This window comes from Chryseobacterium sp. Mn2064, from assembly GCF_049319685.1.
Classification (GTDB): Bacteria; Bacteroidota; Bacteroidia; order Flavobacteriales; family Weeksellaceae; genus Chryseobacterium.
Genome location: NZ_JBMOUE010000001.1, coordinates 1,386,533 through 1,412,511, shown reverse-complemented (window position 1 = coordinate 1,412,511; position 25,979 = coordinate 1,386,533). Strand labels below are relative to the sequence as shown.

Here is a 25,979-nt window from a genome sequence, read left to right as displayed (position 1 = left end):
TGTTACTCATTCGTTTTTTCAGCAAAACAAAATATATTTCCAAGTTTTATACTGGAGTAACCATTACTTTTAATTTTGGAAGATTTGATCATAGCCTTTGCTAAAATATCTGTTGGCAAAGGTTTTTGACTTTCCAAAAGCCCCAGTTTATTGGCAAACCTGATAATTCTGCTTCCCAATACTTCGCCCGTTCTTTCGGAATTTTTTCTTTCAAGCATTCCGGGTTTAAAAATGGTAATTTTATTGAAATGAAGCTTTTTTACCGCTTCTTCCAGTTCTCCTTTCATTTTGGAATAGAAAATTTTGGACTGGGGATTTGCTCCATACGCAGAAACCAAAATATAATCTTCCACATCATTTTCCTTTGCAGCTTTAGCAAACTCATATTGATAATCAAAATCAACCTTTTTTTGCGCTTCTTTGCTTCCGGCATCTTTTAAAGTCGTTCCAAGACAGGAAAATGCAACATCTCCTTTTACCATACCTTTCCATTCCTCAGGTTTTTCAAAGTTGACGATATGTACTTTAAGTCTTTCATTCTGGATATCGACAGGTTTTCTGACAAAAATATTAACTTCCTCAAAATCCTGATCCTGAAGTAACTGATTGACCAAATCTTTTCCCGTAGCGCCTGTAGCACCGATTACTAAAGCTTTCATAACAATGTAGTTTGATGTAATGATGTTTTCTTTCTTAAATTTACTAAATTTGAAGTAAAGATTGAAAGTTTTTTCTTACAGAACGATCTTTACATTTAAATTCCCAACTGATTAAAAACATGGATGCCAACGAAATTCTAGACTATTGCCTTGCTAAAAAAGCAGTTACAGAAAGTTTTCCTTTTGATAATGAAACACTTGTGTTAAAAGTAGACACTAAGATGTTCTTACTCATGTCGCTTGAAAAGCAACCCCTTTCTATTAATGTAAAAACAGATCCCGAGTGGAGCGCGGAGCTTCGCGAGCAATATCCTCAAATTACAGGAGCTTTTCATATGAACAAGACCCACTGGAACTCTGTGATGGTAGACGGTTTGAAAAGAGATTTGATCTTTAAACTTATTGATCAGTCGTATGAGTTGGTTTTTAAATCTTTAACAAAGAAGGCCCAGAATGCTGTAAATGATTCTTTATAAAATTATTAGGTACGAAATTTGTTATCAATTACTAGTGAAATATTATATTCAATATTAATCTAATAAAGAACAAATGAGAAACCACTTATTATTATTTCTGGCCGCTGGCACATTAATGCTATCCAGCTGCACAAAGAAAGAACAGAAAACGACTGCTGAAAATCCAGTTTCTTCTGCCTCTACATCTGAAGCTACTTCCGAAAATCTCAAAATAGAGTTTTCCGGTACGGATAAATTTACCATCAAAAATCCAAAGCTAAAAGTAAGTTTATATGGAGTGGATGAGAAATTAGCAGATGCTCCTGCAACATTAATTACCGAAAAAGAGTATGAGCAGAAATCAATACCTTTTATGATTGATCTTCCTGTGCCTAAAGATGCAGAAAGTAAGATTAATCCAAAACCTGTAGGGCCTGCAAAATACTATGTAACGGTAAGCTGGGATTCTGATGGAAATGGTAAAGCAGGTGAGAAAGGTGATATTTTTGTTGATTATGACAAGGCTTTTCCGAATGTAAAGCTGAATGCTGATACTCAAAAAGTCTATCTAAAGGTTCTGAAATAGTAATAAACTGACCTTCAAATGAAAATAATTTCAGTCTTTAACGATCATGCAATAAAGGATTGAACGTAAAATATTTTAAATAAAAAAGAGACTGGATCAGGTATTCAGTCTCTTTTTTATGTTTATTTCTCAGTTTCTATAAAGATATTTCAGTTTTGGACTCTCGAGACAGCTTCTTTTTCGAAAATAAATCTTTATATCCCAAAGCTTTCTTTTCAACCAGATGCCATGATAAATAACCGGCAGCGAACGAAAGTAACATTGAAATGATCATTAAGGTAACAGGATCCATTTTATAAAAATACATCAGCGTTTGCTGTATAGGGAAAGAGTAAATATAAATTCCATAAGAAGTATCACCTACAACTTCTCCCAATCTGTTAATATATGGAGTAGAACTTTGACCAATAAGGATAACTAATATAGGTAAGGTCAAATAACATGTATACAGCAATAATCCGAAGTATGTACTGAACATAAGAATAATAAGAGCAAGCAGAATGAGAATGGTTTTAGTTTTTTTATTTTCGATACTGAGGTAAGTCATAACCATCCCTCCTGTGAAAAAGCACATCAAATTATAAAAACTCCCGCTGCCTAGTTCAAATTTCATAAATAATCCATTCATAAAATAGGGCTGGAAAACACTTAAAATATAGCTTGCAACAAACAGCAAAACCACAACAATCTTTACAAAAGATTTTTTCCGTATAAAAAATAAAGAAGAAACCATTACATACATACTGAACTCATAGCATATGGTCCATAAGCTTCCGTTTATGCTGGATTTATAGGGATTGCTTTCAAAGACGCCATCAATTCCTTTTTGGCGGAAGAATAATGTTAGATTTTGTGGAATATAAGTATACACAGAAGTATTGCGCCAATAGGGAATACTGCTTTCATAGACAACCGGAGCAAGTAAAACGGTGAGAAGAAGGACCACGATTAAGGCAGGATAAAGCCTTAAAAGTCTTTTCCAATAATAATCAGCCAAGCCTTTGCAGCGTAAAAGACTTTTAAGAATTAAATATCCTGAGATAATAAAAAATCCATGAACTCCAATATAGGAAAACCCCATTTGTCCATTGGTAAGTTTGGACAATAGATCTCCTTCAGCAGCTCCCGATAGAGCATAAGAATGGGAAATAATTACAAAACTGGCAAAAATAAATCTGAGAAAATCAAAGTTGTTGATTCTTGAATTCATACTCCTGGGTGTGTTTTTTATCCAGGTCCAGTTTTTCGATCAGCTTTTCTAGGCTTTCAAATTTAATTTCATCGTGAAGGAAATCTCTGAACCTGACGGTTATTTTTTCATCGTAAATATCATCATCAAAATCCAGAATGTACACTTCAACAGTTAACTTTTCTCCATTTACCGTAGGATTGGTACCAATACTCAGCATTCCTTTGTATTGCTTGCCTTTCACGGCTACTTCTACAATATAGGCTCCTTTTTTAGGCAAAAGTTTGATAGATTCTGTATCTATATTTGCGGTAGGGTAGCCAATGGTTCTTCCGATCTTTTTTCCGTGGACTACCGTACCGGATACTGAGTAGGGATACCCCAGCATCTCGTTAGCCTCTGTAATATTTCCGGTTAAAAGAGCATTACGAACCTTTGTTGAACTAATGTTATTTTCATGGATATTGATTGCTTCCATCTGTTCCACTTCAAAATCAAGCTCTTTAGACAATTTCTGAAGAAGTTCGAAATTTCCGCTTTTATTTTTTCCGAAAGAATGATCATACCCTATAATAAGGTATTTAACATTCAGTTTATCAACTAGAATCTGACGCACAAACTCTTCCCCTGTCAAATTTCTGAATTCTTCATCAAATTCTTTAAGGAAAAGGTTATCAATGCCATATTTTTCCACCAGCTGCTTTTTTTCTTCTAATGTATTTAAAAGCTTTAAATCTTCATTAGGATTAAAAACAAATCTTGGATGGGGCCAGAAAGTGAGAATTGCGGTTTCCAGATTATTTGCTGTACCTACATTAATCAACTCATCGATAATACTTTTGTGCCCTAGATGTACTCCGTCAAACATACCTAAAGACAATGCTAGAGGTTTCTGCGAGGAATAATCTGTGAAATTCTTGAAAACTTTCAAAACGGAAAAATTTTGATTGCAAATATAAAGCCTTTATTTTGATTCTGACGATTGATAAATAAGGGAATTTGAAAAATTGAAAATGAAAAAAAATCAAGAAACATTTCAATACATAATAAAATATAATACCAAAGCGGTAAAAAGTTATAAAAATGATATTCTATTCCGCTCCCTTCTTTCTAAATCCTAATGCCTACCATCTTTACAAAAAGCATGATAAAAATCTTTTTTTTACCAATTGCGGGTTTATGAAGAATCACTATATTTGCACCAAGAAAAAATTTAGCAATGGCAAACCAAATTAAAGGTAAAATTTCTCAAATTATTGGTCCGGTAATCGACGTTGTCTTCACAGATGTGGAAGCAGTTCCAGCAATCTATGACGCGTTAGAAATTACAAAAGAAAACGGTGAAAAAGTAGTTTTAGAGGTAGAACAACATATTGGCGAAGATACAGTAAGATGTATCGCAATGGACGCTACTGATGGTCTTAAGAGAGGTCAAGATGTAATTGGATATGGAAATCCTATTATGATGCCAATCGGTGAGGCTGTAAACGGAAGACTATTCAACGTTGTTGGTGATGCTATCGACGGACTTCAAGATATTTCTAAGGATGGTGGTCTTCCAATTCACAGACCAGCTCCAAAATTTGATCAATTATCAACTTCAGCAGAAGTTTTATTTACAGGTATTAAAGTAATCGACTTAGTTGAGCCTTACGCAAAAGGAGGTAAAATTGGATTGTTCGGTGGTGCCGGTGTAGGTAAAACAGTATTGATCCAGGAGTTGATTAACAATATTGCAAAAGGACACGGAGGTCTTTCTGTATTCGCCGGAGTAGGTGAAAGAACGAGAGAAGGAAATGACCTTTTGAGAGAGATGTTGGAATCAGGTATTATCAAGTATGGTGATGATTTCATGCACTCTATGGAAAATGGAGGTTGGGATCTTTCTAAAGTAGATGTAGAAGCTATGAAAGATTCAAAAGCAGCATTCGTTTTCGGACAGATGAACGAGCCGCCAGGTGCAAGAGCTAGAGTAGCACTTTCTGGTCTTACATTGGCTGAGTACTATAGAGATGGTGGAGAAAGCGGACAAGGTAGAGACGTACTTTTCTTCGTAGACAACATCTTCCGTTTTACACAGGCTGGTTCTGAGGTATCTGCACTTCTTGGCCGTATGCCATCAGCGGTAGGTTACCAACCAACTCTTGCTTCTGAAATGGGTGCGATGCAGGAAAGAATTACTTCAACTAAAAACGGTTCAATTACTTCAGTACAGGCGGTATACGTACCTGCGGATGACTTAACTGACCCGGCTCCTGCAACTACGTTTGCTCACTTGGATGCAACTACGGTACTTGACAGAAAGATTGCTTCATTAGGTATCTATCCAGCGGTAGATCCACTTTCTTCTACTTCAAGAATCCTAAATCCTGAAATCTTAGGTCACGATCACTATAACTGTGCTCAAAGAGTAAAAGAAATTCTTCAAAGATATAAAGCTCTTCAGGATATCATTGCAATCCTTGGTATGGAAGAACTTTCTGAAGAAGATAAATCTGTTGTTTACCGTGCAAGAAAAGTTCAGAGATTCTTATCTCAGCCTTTCCACGTAGCAGAGCAGTTTACAGGTATCCCAGGATCATTGGTAGACATCAAAGATACTATCAAAGGATTCAACATGATTATGGATGGTGAACTAGATCACTTACCAGAAGCAGCTTTCAACTTGAAAGGAACCATCGAAGAAGCTATCGAAGCTGGACAAAAAATGTTAGCTGAAAACGCTTAATAAATTAGACATAAAGATATCAGATACCAGACATGAGACTTTAAGTTTGTCTGAAATCTGAAATCTGAAATCTTCAAATCTAAATTAAAATGAATATAAAAATTTTAACACCAGAATACGTAGTTTTTGAAGGAGAAGTAGATTCTGTATTGTTGCCTGGAAAAAATGGTGAATTCCACATCATGAAAAACCACGCAGGAATTGTATCTTCTTTAGTTGGAGGTAATGTAAAGCTTTTTACATCATCTGTTGATGAAGCTTACGCTAAAAACCTTACTCCGTTACAGGAAGGAGGTAAAGGCTCCGTTTTTTCTTATTCTATCAAAAGCGGTGTTGTAGAATTTAATCATAATAAAGGAATCATCCTTTGTGAATAATTAAATGAAAAGCTAAATATATTTTCAAGAAAGTGTAACTTTGTGTTACACTTTTTTTATTGTATATAAAAGGCAGGTGCTATGAAGAAAGGTATCATTATATTCTTTACCATTCTGGGAATTGTGATTCAGGCTCAGAATATCAAAACGAAAAGAGGAATCATTAACTTGGACGGCATTCCGGTTGCCAAACTGACCAGTAAATCCAACGAATACATTTTTATGGATTTGAAGGAAACTCCGCTTTATACCATTAAATTTATTGATAAAAGTATTGTAGACTCTGTGAGAGACGGCTATATCAGTATCAATAGAGTATACAACAGAGATAAAACCATTGAAGTAGATTATTCGTCACCTTCTGCTTTCTCCGGGGAAGAAAAATCTGCGGTCTTCACTTCTGTAAAAGATCTTAAAATTATTGATAATAAGGGAATTAACGTAAAAAACCTTGATGAAATTTTCTCCAACATTCCGAAAAGAAAGCTCGATAACAAAACCAAAGAAGCTTACACGATCCGAAAGAAAATTGATAAGATGAATATTGAGGTCAATAAAGTAGGAGAGATCTTAAGTAATGGCGTTCCCGTAGGCTATTTTACCAACTTACCTGTAAGTTTTGGCTCAGAAGATACCATCATGGATAAAAGTCCTATAGACATTGAAATCTATGATGCTAAAAGCAAACTCATCGGAAGATATATCACAACAACAAAACAGCTGAAAACAGCCGGAGGAAAATCTTTTACTATTTATAGAGAAATGTCTGGAAGAGCATCTATATTAAAATTCCCAACATACAAAGCCCTTGTTGAACGGATGGCTATCATGGATCCTAATTTTATTAAAGTTCAGGAAAAGGTGTCTGTAGGAACCGTATCAAAGGAGACTCCTAATTAATAGTTGCCTACTCAATGTGGATCGCTTTTTTATCAATAGGAATGGGCTTTAGCCCATTCATTTATTATAGATTAAATTTCCATTGGCTTTAGCCAAAACTTATTATTTCAATCGAAATAAGTCTTATTCCCTCAGAAAAATAAAAATTCACGAAAAATTTTGCTATTTCAAAAATCCCTGAAAAAAAATGAACGATTTTTATAAACTCAAAATCACTCCATTTTCCTTCAATTGTTGCATTGGTTTTGAGAACCAAAACAGTTCAAAATCTTCAAAATTTTGTTCGAAATTATTTTTAAGTTGTTGAATGGTAGGCTTTTTCTGATTTTCAATGGCGTTTTCTTCTAAAATCTCTATCAACCATTTTGCTTTGTCTTCTTCCAGTTCAACCTTCACAATATTGGTTTTTAAGTGGAATGTAAGAAGAGTGTACGTACCAGAATATTTCTTTTTATTTTTTACGCGATTCTCAGCGATTACGTTTTTGGTTAAAAAGACCACTTTTGAATTTCCTTTCAATACAAACTGTTCATTTTCCAAAAGACAGTCGTGAATGTAATCGGGATGAATGGTTGTTCTTGGAATTTTAAAATCAAACCACTCCTGAAGAGGAAGTTCAAAATGTACTCCATGCATATAATTGAATAAAGACTTCTTCAATCCGAAACTGAATTTATTATGATCAATTCCGGTTTTATCTGTAAAGTCGATATCGTTGTTGGCAAATTGTATTTCCTGCTTCATAGGAATGACTCCAAAATTTTCCGGATTTATTCCTACCGGAGAATGAGCAGTCATTGCAAACTGATGCCAGAAACCACTTTGAAGAATTCCCATTTCAAACATCTGGCGAATCATTTCTAAAGAATCTACTGTTTCCTGAACAGTTTGGGTAGGATAACCATACATGAGATAAGCATGAACCATTATCCCGGCTTCCGTAAAATTTCTGGTAACATTAGCAACCTGTTCTACAGAAACTCCTTTATCAATAAGTTTTAATAATCTGTCACTGGCCACTTCAAGGCCTCCGGAAACGGCTACGCAACCTGAAAGTTTTAAAAGATAACAGAGATCGCGGGTAAAGCTTTTTTCAAAACGAATATTAGTCCACCAGGTTACCACGAGATTTCTACGAAGGATTTCCAGTGCAACTTCCCTCATCAATGCAGGAGGAGCGGCTTCATCCACAAAATGGAATCCGGTTTCACCTGTTGTTTTGATAAGTTCTTCAATTCGGTCTACCAGAATTTTTGCAGAAATAGGTTCGTAGATTTTAATATAATCCAAAGAAATATCACAGAAAGTACATTTCCCCCAATAACATCCGTGGGCCATGGTTAATTTATTCCATCTTCCGTCGCTCCATAAACTGTGCATAGGATTGGCAATTTCGATTACCGAAATATACTGATCAAGCTTCAAATCTGTATAATCCGGAGTTCCTACGTCTGCCTGTTTATAATCGTGTCTCTTGGAATTGTTTTTATAGACGACTTCTTGATTTTCAATTAAAAAAGTTCTTTTGAATTCGGCTTCTTCCTGAGAAGTTTCTAAACTTTGGCAAAGAAGTTCAAGAGGAAGTTCACCATCATCCAAAGTGATAAAATCAAAAAATTCAAAAACTCTTTTATCCTTTACTTCTCTTAGCTCGGTGTTGGGAAAACCTCCTCCCATGGCCGTTTTAATATGAGGATAATATTGTTTGATCAACTGAGCACATTTGAATCCGGAGTAGAGATTTCCTGGAAATGGTACCGAAAAACAGATAAGTTTAGGTTGTACAGCTTCAATTTTTTCCTGAAGAATGGCTAAGGCAAAATTATCAATAAAAGTCTTTTCACCAGATAGCTTTGTATATAATTCGTCAAAAGAATTCGCACTTTTTCCCAGTCGTTCGGCATATCTGCTGAAACCGAAATCTGCATCAATATTTTCAACAATATAATCTGAGATATCTTCCAGATAAAGAGTTGCTAGGTGTTTGGCTTTATCCTGAAGTCCCATATTTCCGAAGGCGAATTCCATATCATCCAATTGGTTGAAACGGGATGCTTCGGGTAGGAAGTTCATGCTGCAGATCTGCCTGGCCAATGTCGGCGTTTTGTCCTGTAAAAAAAGAATCACCTGATCAATGGTTTTTATATATTCTTCTCTTAAAGCAAAAATCCTTTGGGAATTTTCAGAAACCTGCTGAAGATCAATTTCTTTACTGAAAACCTTTTGAATTCCGTCTTTTGAAAATAATTCCAGAATAACATCAATCCCCAAATCTATCTGGTAAGCGGAAATATTTTTGGTATTTAAAAATCCTTTAATATAGGCAGTGGCAGGATAGGGAGTATTGAGCTGGGTAAAAGGCGGAGTAATAAGAAGCAGGTCTTTCAACAGAAATTTTTTGCAAAGTTATTCTAAACTTTTTTTAAATAAAAATTTTTTGATGTGATATAATCATATAAAAATCCGAACTCTTTCAAGGGCTCGGATTTTTTAATATTCATGAAAGAATAAAATTTTTTTAAACAGGATTTATCTTTCTGCGGTCGCTGATCACATTGAATGTAACTCCCAGAAGAATCAATGTAATTCCTATGGAGAGGTTGGCGGTAAATTTTTCATGAAACATCAATACACTAATCATTACGGCAACTACAGGTTCCAAAGCGCCAAGAATAGCTGTTGGTGTAGAACCAATATATTTGATGGCATACACCAGACATAAACTAGAGATAACCGTGGTTAAAAAAGCAAAAATCAGAAAATTTAAAAATAGTGATAGTGAAGGAATGGCTAAAGATTCTCCTGCTACCGAAGTTTTTGTTAGGAAAAAAACAGACGTAAAAAGCATAGAGTAGAACGAAAGCTTAAACTCGGATACTTTTATATTCGACTTATTGACGATCACCATATACAATGCATAAAAAAGAGAACTGAGCATTACGATTCCCAATCCTGCAAAATTAATTTCCATGCTGTTTCCTTTTAAACAAAGAACAATAACTCCTGCAAAAGCAAGTAGAAGTGAGAAGATGGATAATTTGGTCAGTCTTTCTCTGTAGAAGAAAAACATTATTAATGCGACAATGACGGGATAGATGAATAAAACGGTAGAGGCAATTCCGGGAGTCAGAAAATCATATCCCAGAAATAAAAATTCTGAAGACAGAGCATAGCAAATTCCGAGTACGGCTAATATAAATGCTTCTTTTTTATTGATTTTAAAACTTTCTTTGGAATACAGCAGATATCCGCCAACCATCAAAGCAGAAAATAAAAAACGGTAGAATAAAGTAACATCTACTGAAAAATGGGCTTGCTTAATCGGCAAAATGAAGATGGGAATCAGTCCAAAAGAAACTGCCGATAAAATTCCCAATGTATATCCTCTGAGTTTCATGGGTTATATAGCATTATTGTTTTTAGTTTTAAAAATAAAAAACCACTGAGTTATCAGTGGTTTTTTTGTATTGTTATGAATTAAATCGGTTTAAAACTTAATCCTTGTTCCTGCAGTAATAATTGTTCCTGCTCTTTGTAGTAACCACTTACTAATTTGTCATGAATAGCTTCAAATGCCGCCAGTGTTTCATTGATTTCTGAATCTGTGTGTGAGGCTGTAGGAATTAACCTTAAAAGAATCATTCCCTTCGGAATGACCGGATATACCACCACGGAAGTAAAGATTCCGTAATTTTCTCTAAGATCTTTCACCAAAAGAGTAGCTTCAACAGGAGTTCCCTGCATCATAACAGGAGTTACACACGTATTGGTATCACCAATATTGAATCCTCTGTCTCTTAATCCGTTCTGTAATTTATATACGTTTTCCCAAAGCTTGGCTTTGATTTCCGGTCTTGTTCTTAGCAGTTCCAATCTTTTCAATCCACCAATTACCATTGGCATGGTTAAAGATTTTGCGAAAATTTGTGATCTCAGGTTGAATTTCAGGTATCTGATAATTTCTTTATCTCCCGCAAGGAAAGCTCCGAAACCAGCCATAGATTTTGCAAAAGTAGAGAAGTAAACATCAATCTGATCCTGACATCCTTGTTCTTCACCAGCTCCGGCCCCTGTTTTACCAAGCGTCCCGAATCCGTGAGCATCATCTACCAAAAGTCTGAAATTATATTTTGATTTAAGATCACAGATCTCTTTCAGCTTACCCTGTTGTCCTCTCATCCCGAAAACCCCTTCTGTAATGACAAGAATACCTCCGCCATTTTCTTCAGCTACTTTCGTTGCTCTCTGAAGGTTTTTTTCAAGACTTGCCATATCGTTGTGCTTATAGGTAAATCTTTTACCAGAATGAAGCCTTACCCCATCCACGATGCAGGCATGAGAGTCCATATCATAAACAATCACGTCATTTCTGCTTACCAAAGCATCAATGGTAGAAACCATTCCCTGGTAACCGAAGTTCAATAAGTATGCTGAGTCTTTTTGTACAAAGTCTGCCAATTCTCTTTCCAGCTGAAGGTGCTGATCTGTTTCCCCCGACATTGCTCTTGCTCCCATTGGATAGAACATTCCGTATTCCGCTGCTGCATCTGCGTCCGCTTGCTTTACTTCAGGATGATTACACAATCCTAAATAGTCATTGGCACTCCAGAAAATTACTTCTCTACCCTGAAACTGCATTCTAGGACCAATAGGACCCTCTAATCTTGGGAAAATAAAATAGCCTTCACCATAGTCTGCAAATTGTCCAAGAGGTCCTGGATTTTCTTTTATTCTTTCAAAAATATCCAACATTTTATATCGTAATTTTTAAGTCAAAAAGCCTTTTTTGTAGAACACGCAAAAGGCTTGATTTATATTGTGATTAATATATTATTTGATAAACTCAGTTTTGAAAACTTCGTCGTAGTTGTGAAAACAGTTATTTACAAATCCCTGCTCGGCCATCCATTTGTCACTGTATACTTTAGTGATGTATCTTGAACCGTGGTCAGGATAAATTAAAACAATGACATCATTCTCATTCAGTTCATGAGATTGTGCATATTGCATTAACCCTTGTGTAACTGCTCCGGTGGTGTAACCTCCCATAATGGCTTCTTTTAAAGCAATCTCACGGGTTCTGTAGGCCGCCATTTCGTCATTCACTCTTACAAACTCATCTACTTTATCAAATAGAAGGGCAGAAGGGATTAAGTTTTTTCCCATTCCTTCAATCTGGTAAGGATGTACGTCTTCTTTGTGAATTTCTCCGGTTTCGTGATAGCTCTTTAAGATAGATCCATCAGCGTCCACTCCAATAATTTTAATATTGGGATTCTTTTCCTTCAGGAACTTCGCCGATCCGGATAAAGTACCTCCGGTTCCGGTACAGGCAAAAAGGTGAGTGATCTTACCTTCCGTCTGCTCCCAGATTTCTGGACCAGTAGTTTGATAGTGGGCATCAATATTCAGTTCGTTAAAGTACTGATTGATGTAAATTGAATTAGGGGTTTCCTGGGCAATTCTTTTGGCTACTTCATAGTATGATCTGGGATCATCCGCCGGTACGTTGGCCGGGCAGATGTAAACGGTTGCTCCCAATGCTTTAAGATAAGCGATTTTCTCAGGTTTTGTCTTGTCGCTTACCGCAAGAATACATTTATATCCTTTGATGATACATACCATCGCGATAGAAAACCCTGTATTTCCGGAAGTAGTTTCTACCACTACAGAATCTTCTTTTAAAAGGCCTTTTTTCTCTGCGTTCTCTATAATATGAAGTGCGATTCGGTCTTTGGTGGAATGTCCAGGATTATATGATTCTAACTTGGCATAAACGGTTGCTGGAATATCTTTTGTGACAGTATTTAGCTTCACCATAGGAGTGTGTCCTATAAGGCCAAGGATATTATCGTAAACATTACTCATTATTTGTTATTTTCAATAAAAATCTGACTGCAAAAATACAAAAAAATAAATAATTACTAAACTTTTGTTTGATTTCTAGGGCCCGTTTTGATAAAAATCTATTTTCGTATTTTCACTTTTAACACGTGTATTGTCTCAAATACCACGCCAAAATTTTTAAATTTTGTTAAAACCCGCATAAAATAAGATAAAAGCCTTATTTTCGCATAATTGATTTAATACTATGAAAAATTGGACTTTTAGGCAATGGAACACCGTTTTAGGATGGGTGATTTTCGTCATTGCGTTTTTCACGTACTTGTCCACAATAGAACCCAATTTCAGTTTTTGGGATTGTGGAGAGTACATTTCTTCTGCAGTAAAACTTGAAGTAACGCACGCTCCAGGAGCGGCTTTATTCCAGATAGTGGGTGCCGTGGCAGCCATTTTTGCATTAGGGAAAGGCGAAAATTACTCCATCGTAATCAACGCGATGTCTGCATTGTTCAGTGCGCTGACTATTTTATTTTTGTTTTGGACGATCACTCATTTTGTGAGAAGACTTTTAAACAAAGATTTTGAAGAAATTACCAAACATCAGGAAATCTCCATTTTATTTGCCGGAGCTATTGGAGCACTTTGCTTCACCTTCTCAGATACCTTCTGGTTCTCGGCAGTAGAAGGAGAGGTGTATTCGATGGCTTCAATGTTTATCGCTCTTTTGGTCTGGTTGATTACGAAATGGGAAAATGAGTATCAGGCAGCGGACAATGAGAGATGGATTATCCTTATTTTCTTCGTTTTAGGACTTTCTGTTGGGGTACACATGATGTGTATGCTGGCAACTCCTATGGTATGTCTTGTATATTATGCAAGAAACTACAAGTTTACGTGGAAGAATTTTATTTTCGCTAACCTTATTACATTGGGAATTTTGATCGTTGTTTTCAAAATTATCTTCCCTCTGATTATGACGATGTTTGGAAGACTTGAGATTTTCTTTGTGAACGGTCTTGGACTTCCTTTCCACTCAGGTACTATTGCAGCATTTATCTTAATGGCTGTGATTTCTTATTTCATGATCAAGTACGCTAGAAAAACCAAAAGAAACCTGTATCAGACTGTAGCTTTGTCTGTAGTGTATATGATTATCGGGTTCTCTTGCTGGATGGTTATCCCAATCAGAGCGAATGCTAACCCACCGATGAACCTTAATGATCCGGATACTGCAATTGGTATGTTGGATTATTACAACAGAGAGCAGTATGGAGACTGGCCAACAATCTATGGACAGAACTATACAGCGTTTCTTGATGCTAACGGAATTGAGAAAAATGAAGACGGAAGCTTTAAGACTCAAAAAACGGGTGAAATCTACGAAAAAGATGAGAAAACCGGAACCTACAGAAAAACCGGAGACCGATTCAACTATGTATTCAACAAATCTCAGGTAAGCTTAATGCCAAGAATGTTCAACGAAGATAAGGATGTAATGGCGAACTATATTTCCATGTATGGAGCTCCGGATTTTACATTCAACTACGGGAACGAAGATGTGGCAGACAATCCGCAGGCTAAGCAGATTTTTGATGAACTGAGAGCAAAATATGAAGATAAGTCGATCACTGCTTCAGATTATCTGAAAGTAAAACCTTATAACCTGATCAATGTTCAGAAGCCTTCTTTACTTCAGAATATGGATTATTTCATTTCTTTCCAGAACGGATATTATTTTGTAAGATATCTGATGTGGAACTTCGTAGGAAGACAGAACGATCTTGAAGGAAATATGGAAAGCACAAAAGGGAACTGGATTTCCGGAATTCCTTTTATCGATAATGTAATGGTAGGAAATCAGGATAAAATGCCTGCTAAGTTTAAAAACGAAAGTACGGTAAAATTCTTCTTTCTTCCATTAATTTTAGGATTGATCGGATTCTTTTTCCAACTGAACAGAGATTTTGGAAGATTTTATGCTTTACTGTCTTTATTCATTATAACAAGTGTCGGAATTGTTTTCTATACAGGGGTAAAACCTTTCGAGCCGAGAGAGAGAGATTATGCAATGGTTGGTTCATTCTACGCCTTTGCGATCTGGATCGGACTTGGAGCTGGAGCTATTTTATGGTTCCTTCAATCTAAAATCAAATCCAATGGTGCTAATATCGCTCTAGGAGTTATATTATTAGGAGTGCCTTTTATGATGGGCTTCCAGAACTATAATGTTCACGACAGAAGTAACAGATATACAGCATATGATTACGCTTATTCAGTTTTAAAATCGTTACCAAAAAACGATATCCTATTTGTTTACGGTGATAACGATACTTACCCAGTTTGGGCTATTCAGGAAACGGAAAGATTCAGAGATGACGTAAAAGTGGTTAATTTCACTCTAGCTTCAACTCCTTGGAATTTGGATCAGGTGAAAAGAAGAACCTATAATGCAATGGGAATTCCTAGCCAGTTAACTCACGATGATTACAGAGACGGTGTAAACGACCAGATCTATATGATGAAGAAAGAAGATTGGGAAGGCGTATTTTCTATGTTGAAAGAACAGGGAGTTCCGGATACGGAATTCAAAGATTTCAGAAAATATCTTACTCAGGATTCTTTAACTTTGAAAGAGGCGATGAACTTCATTAAGTTTAAATCTCCGGAAAAAGATCAGTTATTGAAAATGTACTTCGGAGAAGAGAAATATGAGAAGTATAATATTCTTCCGGTAAACAAATTCATTCTTCCGGTTAATAAAGAAAATGCTCTAAAAGCAGGAATCATCAATCAGGCAGACCTTCCGAATGTAGCGAACCAGATTATGATTACGTATAAAGGAAACACTCTTTATAAAAACAATTTGATTTTGATGGATCTATTGGCCAACTTCGACTGGAAGAGACCAATCAACTTCTCATCAGGAGGAATTTATGACAACGAAAACATTTTCTATCTTAACGATTATCTTCAGTTTGACGGTTTCAGTTACAGATTGGTTCCTATCCAGACGCTTCCAACAGCTGACGGTGATATGGGAAGAGTAGATGCGAATTCTCTTTATAATGTAGTGAAAAACTTCAGATGGGGGAACTTTAAAGATCTGAATGCTCACTTTGATGAAACAGCAACTTCTAACATTATCAGCTATAGAATGTCTGCAAGTAGAGCTGCAGCAGCCCTTGCACTAAGCGGACAGAAAGCAAAAGCATTAGAAGTTCTGGATCTTGCAGCAAAAGAAATTCCTGCTGAAAAATACAATGATCCTCGTTCATTAAGTTCTATTGTTTCAGGATACATTATTGCAGGACAGGAGCAGAAAGGTCTTCAATTGGCAGAAGTGCTTAAAAAAGGAATCTTTGAAGAATATGATTATTACCAAAGCCTTTCTAAAGCAGATCAAAGTTATCTGAGAAGACAGATCAGAACCAAGCCAATGGAGTATTCTCTAGTCGTTTCAGCGGTTACAGATGCTTACACGAAGATCGGACAGAAAGAAAAAGCTTACGCTTATCTTGTAAAATCTATAGAGCCGATTGATAAGAAGTTCAATGTATTTATCAAAGATCTTCAGGAAATGGGTAAAGAAAAGGCTATGAAAGAGTCTGAAAATGTTCAGCAGATCACGCCATTCTATCAGTACTTATTTGATGTCATGGAGCCTTTTGATTCTACTTATTCGAAAGAAAAAGAAAATCAGATTACTTCAGCAATTATCAAAGCAACAAAATAACATACTTTAAAACGGAACTTCGGTTCCGTTTTTTTATTATTGGGAATCCTGAATTTTAAGGTTATATTTGTGAAACTAAAAATACAGAATGTCCGAAACACAAAATAGAAAAATCCCAATCTATGCCGTTATTATTACGGTACTTTTTAAACTTCTTTTCTTACTAACCCATTACATTCAGGAAGATGCATTTATCACCTGGAGAGTGGCTCAGAATTTACTGGACTACGGGGTAATCGGCTTCAATGGGGATACGAAGATCTCTGCATCTACCACTCATCTCTATGTTTTTGTGTCTTATGTTTTCAATCTGATTTTTGGGAAAGAAAACTTTATTGAGCCTCTTTTGATTTTCAATTCTTTACTGTTTACAATAGGAACATTGCTTTTATCCCATTTGGTTCTTAAAAACCCTTGGCACAAAGCTCTATTTATATTTTTGATAGGCATTTTACCGCCTGCTATTAAAATTTCAATTCTAGGAATGGAATACGGAATTCTGTTTTTCCTGGAAATGGCTTTACTGTATTATGGCTTTAACAAAGGGAAAAAATGGGTGATTATTCTTTTGCCAGCTCTTATAATGTTCACCAGAATTGATACTGTCATATTTCTGGGGATCCTGTTTCTTGTGGACACATTTTGGAATAAAAAGATCAGATGGAATTTTGTTTTCGGAGGCCTTTGGGGTGTTTTATCAACGGTGGCTTTCAACTGGTTTTATTTCGGGGAAGTGGTAAATAATACCATTACTGCAAAGAAATTACTGTATGAAGAGCACCTTACTTTCCAACAGCATGTTGACTACTTTTTTAAGAGTTTTGGAAACTTTTGGGGAATGCTGAAACTTCCGGGAGATTTCAATCCTGTTACAATTATCGTATTGATTTTTGAACTTCTGTGCTTCATTTATCTGATCAGGCAAAGAGAAAAAAGAAACTATTTCCTATGGATTATCTTTATTTTCGGATGGATAAAACAGATCATTTTTATTTCCCAGAAAAGTTTATTCGATTGGTATTATTGGGTGCCGCAATTATTACTTTTTGTCCCAATTCTTATTTTTATACTTGAGCAGAAAGAAAGAAGAAACCTATGGCTTTCCTTGCTTACCGTATTTTATATTCTTCCGATGTTGGCATTTCAGACGATTCACTGCATTGCTACAGGAAATGGAGAGTGGAACTACCGAAGAACAATTGGGTTATTTTTAAACCAATATGAGAAAGATAAAAATCAATGGATTTTACTGGAACCTGCCGGATATGTACCGTATTTTTCGGGATTAAAAACAATTGATGAAGTAGGATTGGTAGACAAGCAGATCCAGCTGGAAATAAAGAAAGATAAAGCCCATTATTGGATCAATACCGTAAAAAACAGAAAGCCGAAATATCTGCTTTCTTACCAAAATCTGTATGAAGGAAATGATGTTAACTCTGCTTATTATCAAACGCATTATCGTCTTTTAAAAGAATTCAGGGTTAAAGATCACCTGAACAGCAATAACAAAATTTTAGAAAAAATCTACCATCTGAAACCTTCGGGAACAGACTATAATTTGTATGTTAGAATTGATTAAAAGATTGAAAAATTAAAATATTTAAAGATTGAAATACAAGAGCAGAAAGTTGTAAAATAGCTCTCTTACTCTAAAATTATCAGACCTTCAAACCTAACATCCTTAATCCCTCAAAAAATGAAATATTGTGCTTTTCTCCGTGGCGTTAATGTTAAAGGGACCAACATGAAAATGGCCGATGTATGCCAGATCTTTAAAGATGCGGGTATGAAAGACGTAAGTTCCATATTGGCCTCCGGAAACATTGTGTTTTCCTCAGATAAAAATGCTTCCGATTTAAAGGAAATCCTTGAAAAAGAGATTTCTGATCATTTCTCTTACGAAGCTTTTTTGTTTATTAAATCTCAGGAGGAAACAGAGGTTTTCTGGAACAGTATTCCTTTCGAAAAGAATGAAACGCTTCATGTATATGGATTTGTGGGTATTCCGGGAGTAGAAAAGGTTTTGCTGGAAGAATTTCAAAAGTCGGCTCAGGCAGAAAATGAAAAGGCTGAGATTGTCAACGGAATATTTTACTGGCAGGTTCCGAAAGGAAACACTTTGGACTCTACCTTTGGCAAAGTATTGGGAAAGAAAAGTCTGAAAGATCAGTTTACCAGCAGAAACGTTAATACTTTTGAGAAAGTCCTGAAAAAGTTCTGATTTTTTCACTTCCTTTTCGGTGATCGTTTTCTTCATCGCATTGATGCAGGATATCTTTAATAACTCTTAGTCCCAAATAATTTCCATTTCTGAAACTTTCTCAGTATTTTTACTGAACTTTTTAATTTTAATAAAATGATTCAGTATTTAGATAATATTCAGCACAAAGATTCAAAGAACTTTTTCCTTATTGCAGGTCCATGTATTATTGAAGGGGAAGATATGGCCCTTAGAATTGCTGAAAAGGTAATTAACATTACAGACAAATATAATATTCCTTATATTTTCAAAGGAAGTTTCAAAAAAGCAAACAGAAGCCGTGTAGATTCTTTTACCTCAATTGGTGAGGAAAAATCACTTGAAATTCTTAAAAAAGTAGGAGAGACATTCAACATTCCTACAACAACGGATATTCATGAAAACGAACACGCTGCGTTAGCGGCTCAATATGTAGATGTATTACAGATTCCTGCATTTTTGGTTCGTCAGACAGATCTATTAGTTGCGGCAGCAAAAACAGGAAAATGTGTAACGCTGAAAAAAGGACAGTTCCTTTCTCCGGAATCCATGAAATTTGCGGTTCAGAAGGTTACCGATTCCGATAACCAGAAAGTAGCCATTATCGAAAGAGGAAATTCTTTTGGATATACTGACCTGATTGTAGATTACAGAGGAATTCCTACGATGAGAGAGTATGCTCCTGTTATTCTGGATGTTACCCATTCTCTACAACAGCCCAATCAAAATTCAGGAGTTACAGGGGGAAGGCCGGAACTTATCGAAACTGTTGCTAAAGCAGGAATTGCAGTAGGAGCGGACGGAATTTTCATCGAAACACATCCTACACCGGAAACCGCATTATCTGACGGTGCCAATATGTTAAGACTTGATTTATTAGAAGATTTATTACAAAAATTAACAAGAATTAGAGAATCGATTTTGTAATTGTTAAAAAAACATTAATTTTAGAGATTCTAAAACATTTCTTTTGAAAAAACTAGTTTTACCGCTAAGCCTTATGGTCCCTGTACTGATTTTCTCACAACATAGAAAAAAAGATACAGCGACGACTAAAGTAACCGATATAGAGGAAGTTGTCTTCCAGAAAAAAGTAACAGGAAGAACCAACGACCTTACCAACGTTAGAATTTCAGCCAAAGATGCCAAAAATGTGGTTTCTGTCAACGGAGGCATTGAAGGAATGCTTAAAACACTTCCTTCCGTAAACTCCAATACTGAGCTGTCTTCACAATATATGGTTCGTGGTGGTAACTATGATGAAAACCTTATCTACATTAATGATATTGAGATCTACAGACCTTTTCTGATCAGAAACTCCCAACAGGAGGGAATGAGTATCATTAATCCGGATATGGTATCTGCTGTGAATTTTTCTGCCGGAGGATTTGAAGCCAAGTATGGTGATAAAATGTCTTCCGCATTAAATATCTATTACCGTGAACCCGAAAAATTTGAACTTTCCGGAGAAGCAAGCTTAATTGGAGGAAGACTTACAACAGGTCTTGCTTCAAAAAACAAAAAGTTTACCGCTTTATTTTCAGGAAGATACAGAAATACCAATCTTGTTCTTAATACATTGAAAGAAGATACAGACTTTAATCCTACGTATTGGGATTTTCAGTCTTATCTTAATTACCATGTCAATGATAAATTCTCCGTATCCTTCATTGGATATTATTCGAAGAATGATTATGAAATGATTCCTAAAGAGAAAAGTGTCACTTTTGGAAGTCTTCAGCAGCCCATTACCGTTAATATCGGATATGGAGGTAAAGAGAATGACCAGTACAAAAATATGATGGGTACTGTTTCTATGAATTATAAGCCGGCAGACAAATGGAAGCTTACCCTGGATGCTTTTGCTTATCAAAACAGAGAAAAAGAATATTATACCATACAGTCAGCGTACGAACTGCAGACATTTGATCCTAAAACGCAGGAGCCTGTTGCTTCTTATGACGTGGGCGGGCAGATAGAGCATGCACGTAATGATTTGTTTGTAAGAACCTACGGAACACAGTTCAGAGCAAAATTTTCTCCCAATGTGAATACCGACATTGAAGTTGGATTCAAATATGAGAAAGAAAATCTGAAAGATCTTACCAATGAATGGAAGCTTGTAGACTCTGCAGGATACAGCCTTCCAAGACCGGATGTTATTGATCCCAGAACAGGAAATACAGGAGATCTTAAGTTAGCTTACTATATCGCAGGACAGAATAATATTGAACCCACAAGACTTTCTGCTTATGCTCAGTATTCACAAAAATTCTATTGGGGAGCCAGTAAAGTATTTGTCAATGCCGGGGTACGTGTTGCCAACTGGAGCTTTAATAAAGAAACCATATTCTCTCCAAGAGCTCAGTTTGCGATAAAACCAGACTGGGATAGCGATATGTTATTCAAAATTTCCGGAGGGATTTACTATCAGGCCCCTTTCTATAAGGAAATTAAGGATCTTGACGGGAACTTCAACTCCAATATCAAGTCACAGCGTTCTATTCAGGTAATTCTTGCCAATGATTATGAGTTCCAGATGTATGACAGGCCGTTTAAATTGACAACGGAGCTTTATTACAAAAAAATGGATAACCTTATTCCATACTATATGGATAATGTGAGAATTCGTTATTCAGGACAAAATAATTCTAAAGGATATGCTTACGGGATTGATACAAGATTATTTGGGGAATTTGTTCCAGGTGTAGATTCTTGGCTATCCGCCAGTTATGCAAGAGTTTATGAAAATATCGATGGGAGAGGAGATATTCCTAGACCTACCGATCAGAGATTAAGGTTTGCGATGTTCTATCAGGATTATATGCCGGAATTCCCGTCTATGAGGGTGAATCTTACTTTGGTATATGCCATGGGACTTCCAACTGGAGCTCCTGTTTTGTTCAACAGTAATGGGCAGCCTGACTTTACTTCAGCATACAATTATCAAAAGACCCTTCCATCTTATAAAAGAGTGGATATTGGTTTAACAAAAGTCTTTATTGATCCGAAAGAGAAAAATAAGAGATCCGGCTTCTGGGGTAATTTTGAAGAACTTACTTTAGGTGTTCAGGTATTCAATGCGTTTAATATCAATAACACAGTAGCCAACCAATGGATCACAGATTATAACTCAACCAGTACCAATATGTATCCTGTTCCAGTACGTCTTACAGGACGTTTCTTTAATGTGAAGCTGGAATTCAGACTTTAAAAAATAGTTCAGATTATCCTTTTGACATCTGAATTTCAATAAAAAACAGAAAAGCTTTCAAATGTATTTTTGAAAGCTTTTTTCATTTACCAGAATTTTATAACAACATTACAGAATTTTATAACAATGGTTTCCAAGATATTTTTAACTTTGCTTCAACAATGAAAAAGATTCTTGCCATACTATTCTCTATTTTCTACTTCGGATTTTCTTCCGGGGCAGCTTTTAGTGTTCATTATTGTATGAAAGAATTTGTTTCTGTAAGCCAGAAAGTTGAAGATATCTGTGCAAAATGTGGCGTTAAAGATAAAAAAGGATGCTGCAAAACAGAGATCAAAGTCGTAAAAGTGGATGATTCCCAGAAATCTGATCTTCTTAAAATAGATTTTTTAGATGCTGTATCAGAATTGCCTGTAAAACATCATTTTACTGTTATTGATAAGTCTTTTTCTGCCACCAAATTTACCCAGATTCAGATCAATGCACCGCCCGAATATGAGGCAGTGCCTATTTACATTAATCATTGTAATTTTAGAATTTAGAATTTGTCAGTCGTTTTCGGAGTTATATAATAATACCGTTTAATCGACATGCTCTTGCGCATCTACCGTATGCGTCACTTTACTATTCTTTATACATTAATAATTCTAAAATTTAAAACAATGAAAAAATATATCATTACAGTAGCCCTATCTTTATTCTCAGTAATCAGCCTTTCAGCACAATCTAAAAAAGATGCTCAGGTTTCCAAACTGTATCAGAACTATATCGCCATCAAATCTGCTTTAGCTTCAGATGATGCTGATAAAACATCAAAGGCCGCTACAGAATTCATTAAAACAGCTTCAACAATTGATTACAAACAAGTTTCTGAGGGAAATCTTAATATCCTTAGAAAAGATGCGTCTGTTATTTCCGAAGCACGAACTGTTGCCGCTCAAAGAGAAACTTTCATGAATCTTTCAGACAATATGATTGCGCTTACCAAGCAGTTTAAACTTTCTGAAAAACCGGTTTATGTACAATATTGCCCAATGGCAGACGGCAGCTGGCTAAGCAACGAAAAGCAGATTGCCAATCCATATTATGGGAAGTCTATGCTTTCATGCGGAAGCGTAAAGTCAGAAATTAAATAATTGCTGTACTATTCTATAAAATAATAAGTTACATAGCTTAAGTTTTAATTAACTTTAAGTTGTGTAACTTCTAAAAGTTCGAAATGTTATGAAAAAACTAATAATGTTTCTGTTACTTTTGTTCTCTGCTTTTACCTTCGCACAAACTACAAAAACGTACTATACCTGTCCTATGCACCTCGAGGTAGTGTCTTCAAAACCAGGAGATTGCCCAAAGTGCAAAATGACTTTGGTAAAGAAAACCGTTATTATACAACCCAAACCAGTTACTAAGCCAGAGGTAAAGCCTATTCCTAAAGCAGAGACCAGAACTAAACCGGTAGAAACGAAAATAAATAAAGTCAGGCCCGAAAAAAAAGCAGATTATAAAAAGGCAAAAAACGAAAAAAAAGCTATTGTAGCTGAGAAAGTAAAGATCGTTATACCTGACTCTAAGCCTGAAAATAAAATATCCTCAATTGTATCTCAGCCAAAACCGCATTCTTCATTTCAAAAGACGTACACCTGTCCTATGCATCCGGAAATCATATCAAATAAACCCGGAAAATGTCCGAAATGTGGAATGGAACTGGTAGAAAATGAAGATAATACACCAAGCTTAACCGAAAATCAACAGGAAGGATCATCTGCTTTAAAAAGAAATTCGGAAAACGGAAAAATAAGCTTTGGAGGGAAAACAGTTCGCTATGATTTGTATGTAAAAGATACGATTGTCAATTTTACAGGAAAGAACAGAAGAGCGTTGGCGATTAACGGTAAACTTCAGGCTCCGACTTTATACTTTACAGAAGGAGATACAGCCGAAATTTACCTGCACAATATGCTTAAAGAAAATACAGGATTACACTGGCATGGTGTTATTCTTCCCAATGAGCACGATGGGGTTCCCTATCTTACAACAAAACCTGTAAAACCTGGAGAAACCCATTTATATAAATTCAAAGTGTCTCAAAACGGGACGTATTGGTACCATTCTCACGAAGCACTTCAGGAACAGATAGGAATGAACGGGATTCTTGTTTTCAAGAAAAGAGAAGGAGAACCTAAGACAGAATATAATGCAGAAATTCCTGTATTATTGGGAGATTGGAGTGATGATGATCCCATGCAGATTGCCAGAAGACTCCATATGGCCAATACAGATTGGTATGCTGTAAAGAAAAATGCTGTACAAAGTTACTGGGAAGCCATTAAATCGGGAAATTTCGGGACAAAAGCTCTGAATGAATGGAAAAGAATGGAAGCGATGGACGTAAGCGATGTGTACTATGATAAATTTCTGATCAACGGAACTCCAAGTTCTGATTATTCCAATTTGAAAGCAGGTGATAAAGTAAGATTAAGAGTTGCCAACGGAGGTTCTTCTACTTATTTCTGGTTGAATTTTGGAGGCGGAAAAATAAAAGTAGTGGGCAATGACGGTAACGATGTTGTGCCTGTGGAAGTAGACCGCCTTATTGTCGGTGTTTCTGAAACCTACGATATAGAAGTTACCATTCCGGAAAATAAAAGTTTTGAGTTCAGAGCGACTTCCGAAGACAGAATAGGCCATGCTTCACTTTGGCTGGGTTCCGGTGAAAAAGTGGAAGCGCCCAATCTTCCAAGGCTTATGCTTTTTGAAGGAATGAAAATGATGAATGGGATGATGGAAATGAGCGGAAATATGAAGCCAATGAACATGACAATGGGGAATCAGATGATGGATATGAATGAAGTAATGTACCCTGAACTTCCTGAAAGTCAAAGAAAGCAGACGATGAAACACATCAATGAAATGATGGGGGTAAAAATGAAGGAAGAAAAAAATGTGGAAGATCATTCTCAGCATTCAGGGATGGATATGAAGGAGGAAAAGACCATTAAAAGGCTGTCTTATAATATTTTAAAATCTCCTGAGAAAACAATTCTTCCTACAGACAGCATCCGTGAAATGAAATTTACGCTGGAAGGAAACATGAACCATTATTTGTGGACGCTGGATAACAAAACGGTTACAGAAACGGATAAGATTTTGGTGAAAAAAGGAGAAGTCATTAGAATTAAACTTTATAACAATTCCATGATGCGTCACCCGATGCACCTTCACGGCCATGATTTCAGACTGATTAATTCAAAAGGGGAGTATTCACCATTGAAGAACGTTGTAGATATCATGCCCATGGAGACTGTAACCATAGAATTTGCAGCCAATCAGGATGGTGACTGGTTTTTCCACTGTCATATCTTATACCATATGATGGCAGGAATGGGAAGGGTTTTCAGTTATGAAAATTCAAAACCCAATCCACAGCTTCCGAATAGAAAACTGGCCTGGAAAAACTTTATACAGGATAATAAAATGACCAGCTCTATGGCAATGCTGGATGTGGCAAGCAATAAGATGCATGCAGAAACGATGACGATGTTCGGGCCAAGATGGGCCAATCTTAATGAGTTTCATTCCAACTGGAATTTTGATCATTTTGAAGGAACGGCAAAAGTAGGACGCTTTTTAGGAAAGTTTCAGTGGGCGCTACCTTATGCGGGATTCAGAATTCAAAATAACCATGAAATTATGGAAAGGCAGATGTCAGAAGATCTGGGAATGGATTTCCATGGGAAGAAAACCTGGTTTGGTCAGCAGAAAGCTTCAAAAAGTAAATATGCTTTCATCGTGGGGATGCAATATGTATTGCCGATGTTGATTACCGCAGACGCAAGTGTAGACCATAATGGAAAGGTTTTGCTGGAACTGAGCAGAGAAGATATTCCATTGTCCAGAAGATTAAGAGGAAACTTTAGTGTCAATTCAGACGGAGAGTTTTCCACTGGAGTAAGGTATATTGTACAAAAATGGTTATCTCTATCCGGAAATTATGATAATGAAATAGGTTGGGGAGCAGGAGTTACATTCAACTACTAGTTAACATCTATTAT

At 36.1% G+C, this 25,979-nt stretch carries 20 protein-coding genes; 13 read left to right on the top strand and 7 right to left on the bottom strand.

Translation table 11 applies throughout. The features are described 5' to 3' along the window. Window positions 1-2: 2 nt before the first annotated feature. The gene (locus ACL9RH_RS06195; RefSeq protein ID WP_422692470.1) at window positions 3-659 is read right to left on the bottom strand and encodes an NAD(P)H-binding protein; all 657 of its coding nucleotides are present in this window, start codon (window positions 657-659) and stop codon (window positions 3-5) included. Window positions 660-778: 119 nt separating this feature from the next. Here ACL9RH_RS06195 and ACL9RH_RS06190 point away from each other — a divergent pair, with 119 nt between their 5' ends. Continuing rightward, entirely contained in the window at window positions 779-1,135 is a 357-nt protein-coding gene (locus tag ACL9RH_RS06190; RefSeq protein WP_422692469.1) for an MmcQ/YjbR family DNA-binding protein, read from the top strand. A 73-nt stretch (window positions 1,136-1,208) separates the two neighbouring features. Further along, the gene (locus ACL9RH_RS06185; RefSeq protein ID WP_422692468.1) at window positions 1,209-1,700 is read left to right on the top strand and encodes a hypothetical protein; all 492 of its coding nucleotides are present in this window, start codon (window positions 1,209-1,211) and stop codon (window positions 1,698-1,700) included. Window positions 1,701-1,836: 136 nt separating this feature from the next. Here ACL9RH_RS06185 and ACL9RH_RS06180 read toward each other — a convergent pair whose 3' ends face one another. Then, a complete protein-coding gene (locus tag ACL9RH_RS06180) occupies window positions 1,837-2,910 on the bottom strand; it encodes an acyltransferase family protein (RefSeq protein WP_422692467.1) in 1,074 nt (357 codons plus the stop codon). Continuing rightward, complete coding sequence (locus ACL9RH_RS06175; protein ID WP_422692466.1) at window positions 2,885-3,820, bottom strand: bifunctional riboflavin kinase/FAD synthetase; 936 nt, start codon at window positions 3,818-3,820, stop codon at window positions 2,885-2,887. Before ACL9RH_RS06175 ends, ACL9RH_RS06180 begins: the two co-directional genes overlap by 26 nt. A gap of 288 nt (window positions 3,821-4,108) precedes the next feature. Between ACL9RH_RS06175 and atpD the strand changes: the two genes are divergently transcribed. From atpD to ACL9RH_RS06160, 3 genes are all read left to right on the top strand, one after another. Further along, window positions 4,109-5,617 carry a F0F1 ATP synthase subunit beta gene (atpD, locus tag ACL9RH_RS06170; RefSeq protein ID WP_422692465.1) on the top strand — a complete coding sequence of 503 codons (1,509 nt, stop codon included), beginning with the start codon at window positions 4,109-4,111 and terminating at the stop codon, window positions 5,615-5,617. An 89-nt stretch (window positions 5,618-5,706) separates the two neighbouring features. After that, window positions 5,707-5,994, top strand: a complete 288-nt coding sequence (locus ACL9RH_RS06165) for a FoF1 ATP synthase subunit delta/epsilon (protein WP_422692464.1) — start codon at window positions 5,707-5,709, stop codon at window positions 5,992-5,994. Between the two features lie 81 nt (window positions 5,995-6,075). Beyond that, entirely contained in the window at window positions 6,076-6,894 is an 819-nt protein-coding gene (locus ACL9RH_RS06160; RefSeq protein ID WP_422692463.1) for a hypothetical protein, read from the top strand. Between the two features lie 198 nt (window positions 6,895-7,092). Here the strand turns inward: ACL9RH_RS06160 and ACL9RH_RS06155 are convergent, their stop codons facing one another. The 4 genes from ACL9RH_RS06155 to ACL9RH_RS06140 form a co-directional block, all read right to left on the bottom strand. After that, window positions 7,093-9,282, bottom strand: coding sequence for a B12-binding domain-containing radical SAM protein (locus ACL9RH_RS06155; RefSeq protein WP_422692462.1), 2,190 nt, complete (start codon window positions 9,280-9,282; stop codon window positions 7,093-7,095). A 130-nt stretch (window positions 9,283-9,412) separates the two neighbouring features. Beyond that, window positions 9,413-10,291, bottom strand: a complete 879-nt coding sequence (locus ACL9RH_RS06150; RefSeq protein ID WP_422692461.1) for a DMT family transporter — start codon at window positions 10,289-10,291, stop codon at window positions 9,413-9,415. Between the two features lie 80 nt (window positions 10,292-10,371). After that, entirely contained in the window at window positions 10,372-11,643 is a 1,272-nt protein-coding gene (locus tag ACL9RH_RS06145; RefSeq protein ID WP_422692657.1) for an aminotransferase class I/II-fold pyridoxal phosphate-dependent enzyme, read from the bottom strand. Between the two features lie 81 nt (window positions 11,644-11,724). Beyond that, a complete protein-coding gene (locus tag ACL9RH_RS06140) occupies window positions 11,725-12,762 on the bottom strand; it encodes a PLP-dependent cysteine synthase family protein (protein WP_422692460.1) in 1,038 nt (345 codons plus the stop codon). A 223-nt stretch (window positions 12,763-12,985) separates the two neighbouring features. Between ACL9RH_RS06140 and ACL9RH_RS06135 the strand changes: the two genes are divergently transcribed. The 8 genes from ACL9RH_RS06135 (at window position 12,986) to ACL9RH_RS06100 (ending at window position 25,965) form a co-directional block, all read left to right on the top strand. Beyond that, complete coding sequence (locus ACL9RH_RS06135; RefSeq protein ID WP_422692459.1) at window positions 12,986-16,471, top strand: DUF2723 domain-containing protein; 3,486 nt, start codon at window positions 12,986-12,988, stop codon at window positions 16,469-16,471. Between the two features lie 88 nt (window positions 16,472-16,559). Next, window positions 16,560-18,053 carry a hypothetical protein gene (locus tag ACL9RH_RS06130; protein WP_422692458.1) on the top strand — a complete coding sequence of 498 codons (1,494 nt, stop codon included), beginning with the start codon at window positions 16,560-16,562 and terminating at the stop codon, window positions 18,051-18,053. 117 nt (window positions 18,054-18,170) lie between these two features. Then, a complete protein-coding gene (locus ACL9RH_RS06125) occupies window positions 18,171-18,695 on the top strand; it encodes a DUF1697 domain-containing protein (protein ID WP_422692457.1) in 525 nt (174 codons plus the stop codon). 135 nt (window positions 18,696-18,830) lie between these two features. Further along, the gene (gene kdsA / locus ACL9RH_RS06120; RefSeq protein ID WP_422692456.1) at window positions 18,831-19,640 is read left to right on the top strand and encodes a 3-deoxy-8-phosphooctulonate synthase; all 810 of its coding nucleotides are present in this window, start codon (window positions 18,831-18,833) and stop codon (window positions 19,638-19,640) included. A gap of 43 nt (window positions 19,641-19,683) precedes the next feature. Next, window positions 19,684-21,927, top strand: coding sequence for a TonB-dependent receptor plug domain-containing protein (locus tag ACL9RH_RS06115; protein ID WP_422692455.1), 2,244 nt, complete (start codon window positions 19,684-19,686; stop codon window positions 21,925-21,927). 161 nt (window positions 21,928-22,088) lie between these two features. Continuing rightward, the gene (locus ACL9RH_RS06110) at window positions 22,089-22,469 is read left to right on the top strand and encodes an HYC_CC_PP family protein (RefSeq protein WP_422692454.1); all 381 of its coding nucleotides are present in this window, start codon (window positions 22,089-22,091) and stop codon (window positions 22,467-22,469) included. Between the two features lie 120 nt (window positions 22,470-22,589). After that, window positions 22,590-23,063 (top strand): DUF3347 domain-containing protein, encoded by a 474-nt coding sequence (locus ACL9RH_RS06105; RefSeq protein WP_422692453.1) that lies wholly within the window; start codon window positions 22,590-22,592, stop codon window positions 23,061-23,063. 88 nt (window positions 23,064-23,151) lie between these two features. After that, entirely contained in the window at window positions 23,152-25,965 is a 2,814-nt protein-coding gene (locus tag ACL9RH_RS06100; protein ID WP_422692452.1) for a multicopper oxidase domain-containing protein, read from the top strand. Window positions 25,966-25,979: the final 14 nt, after the last annotated feature.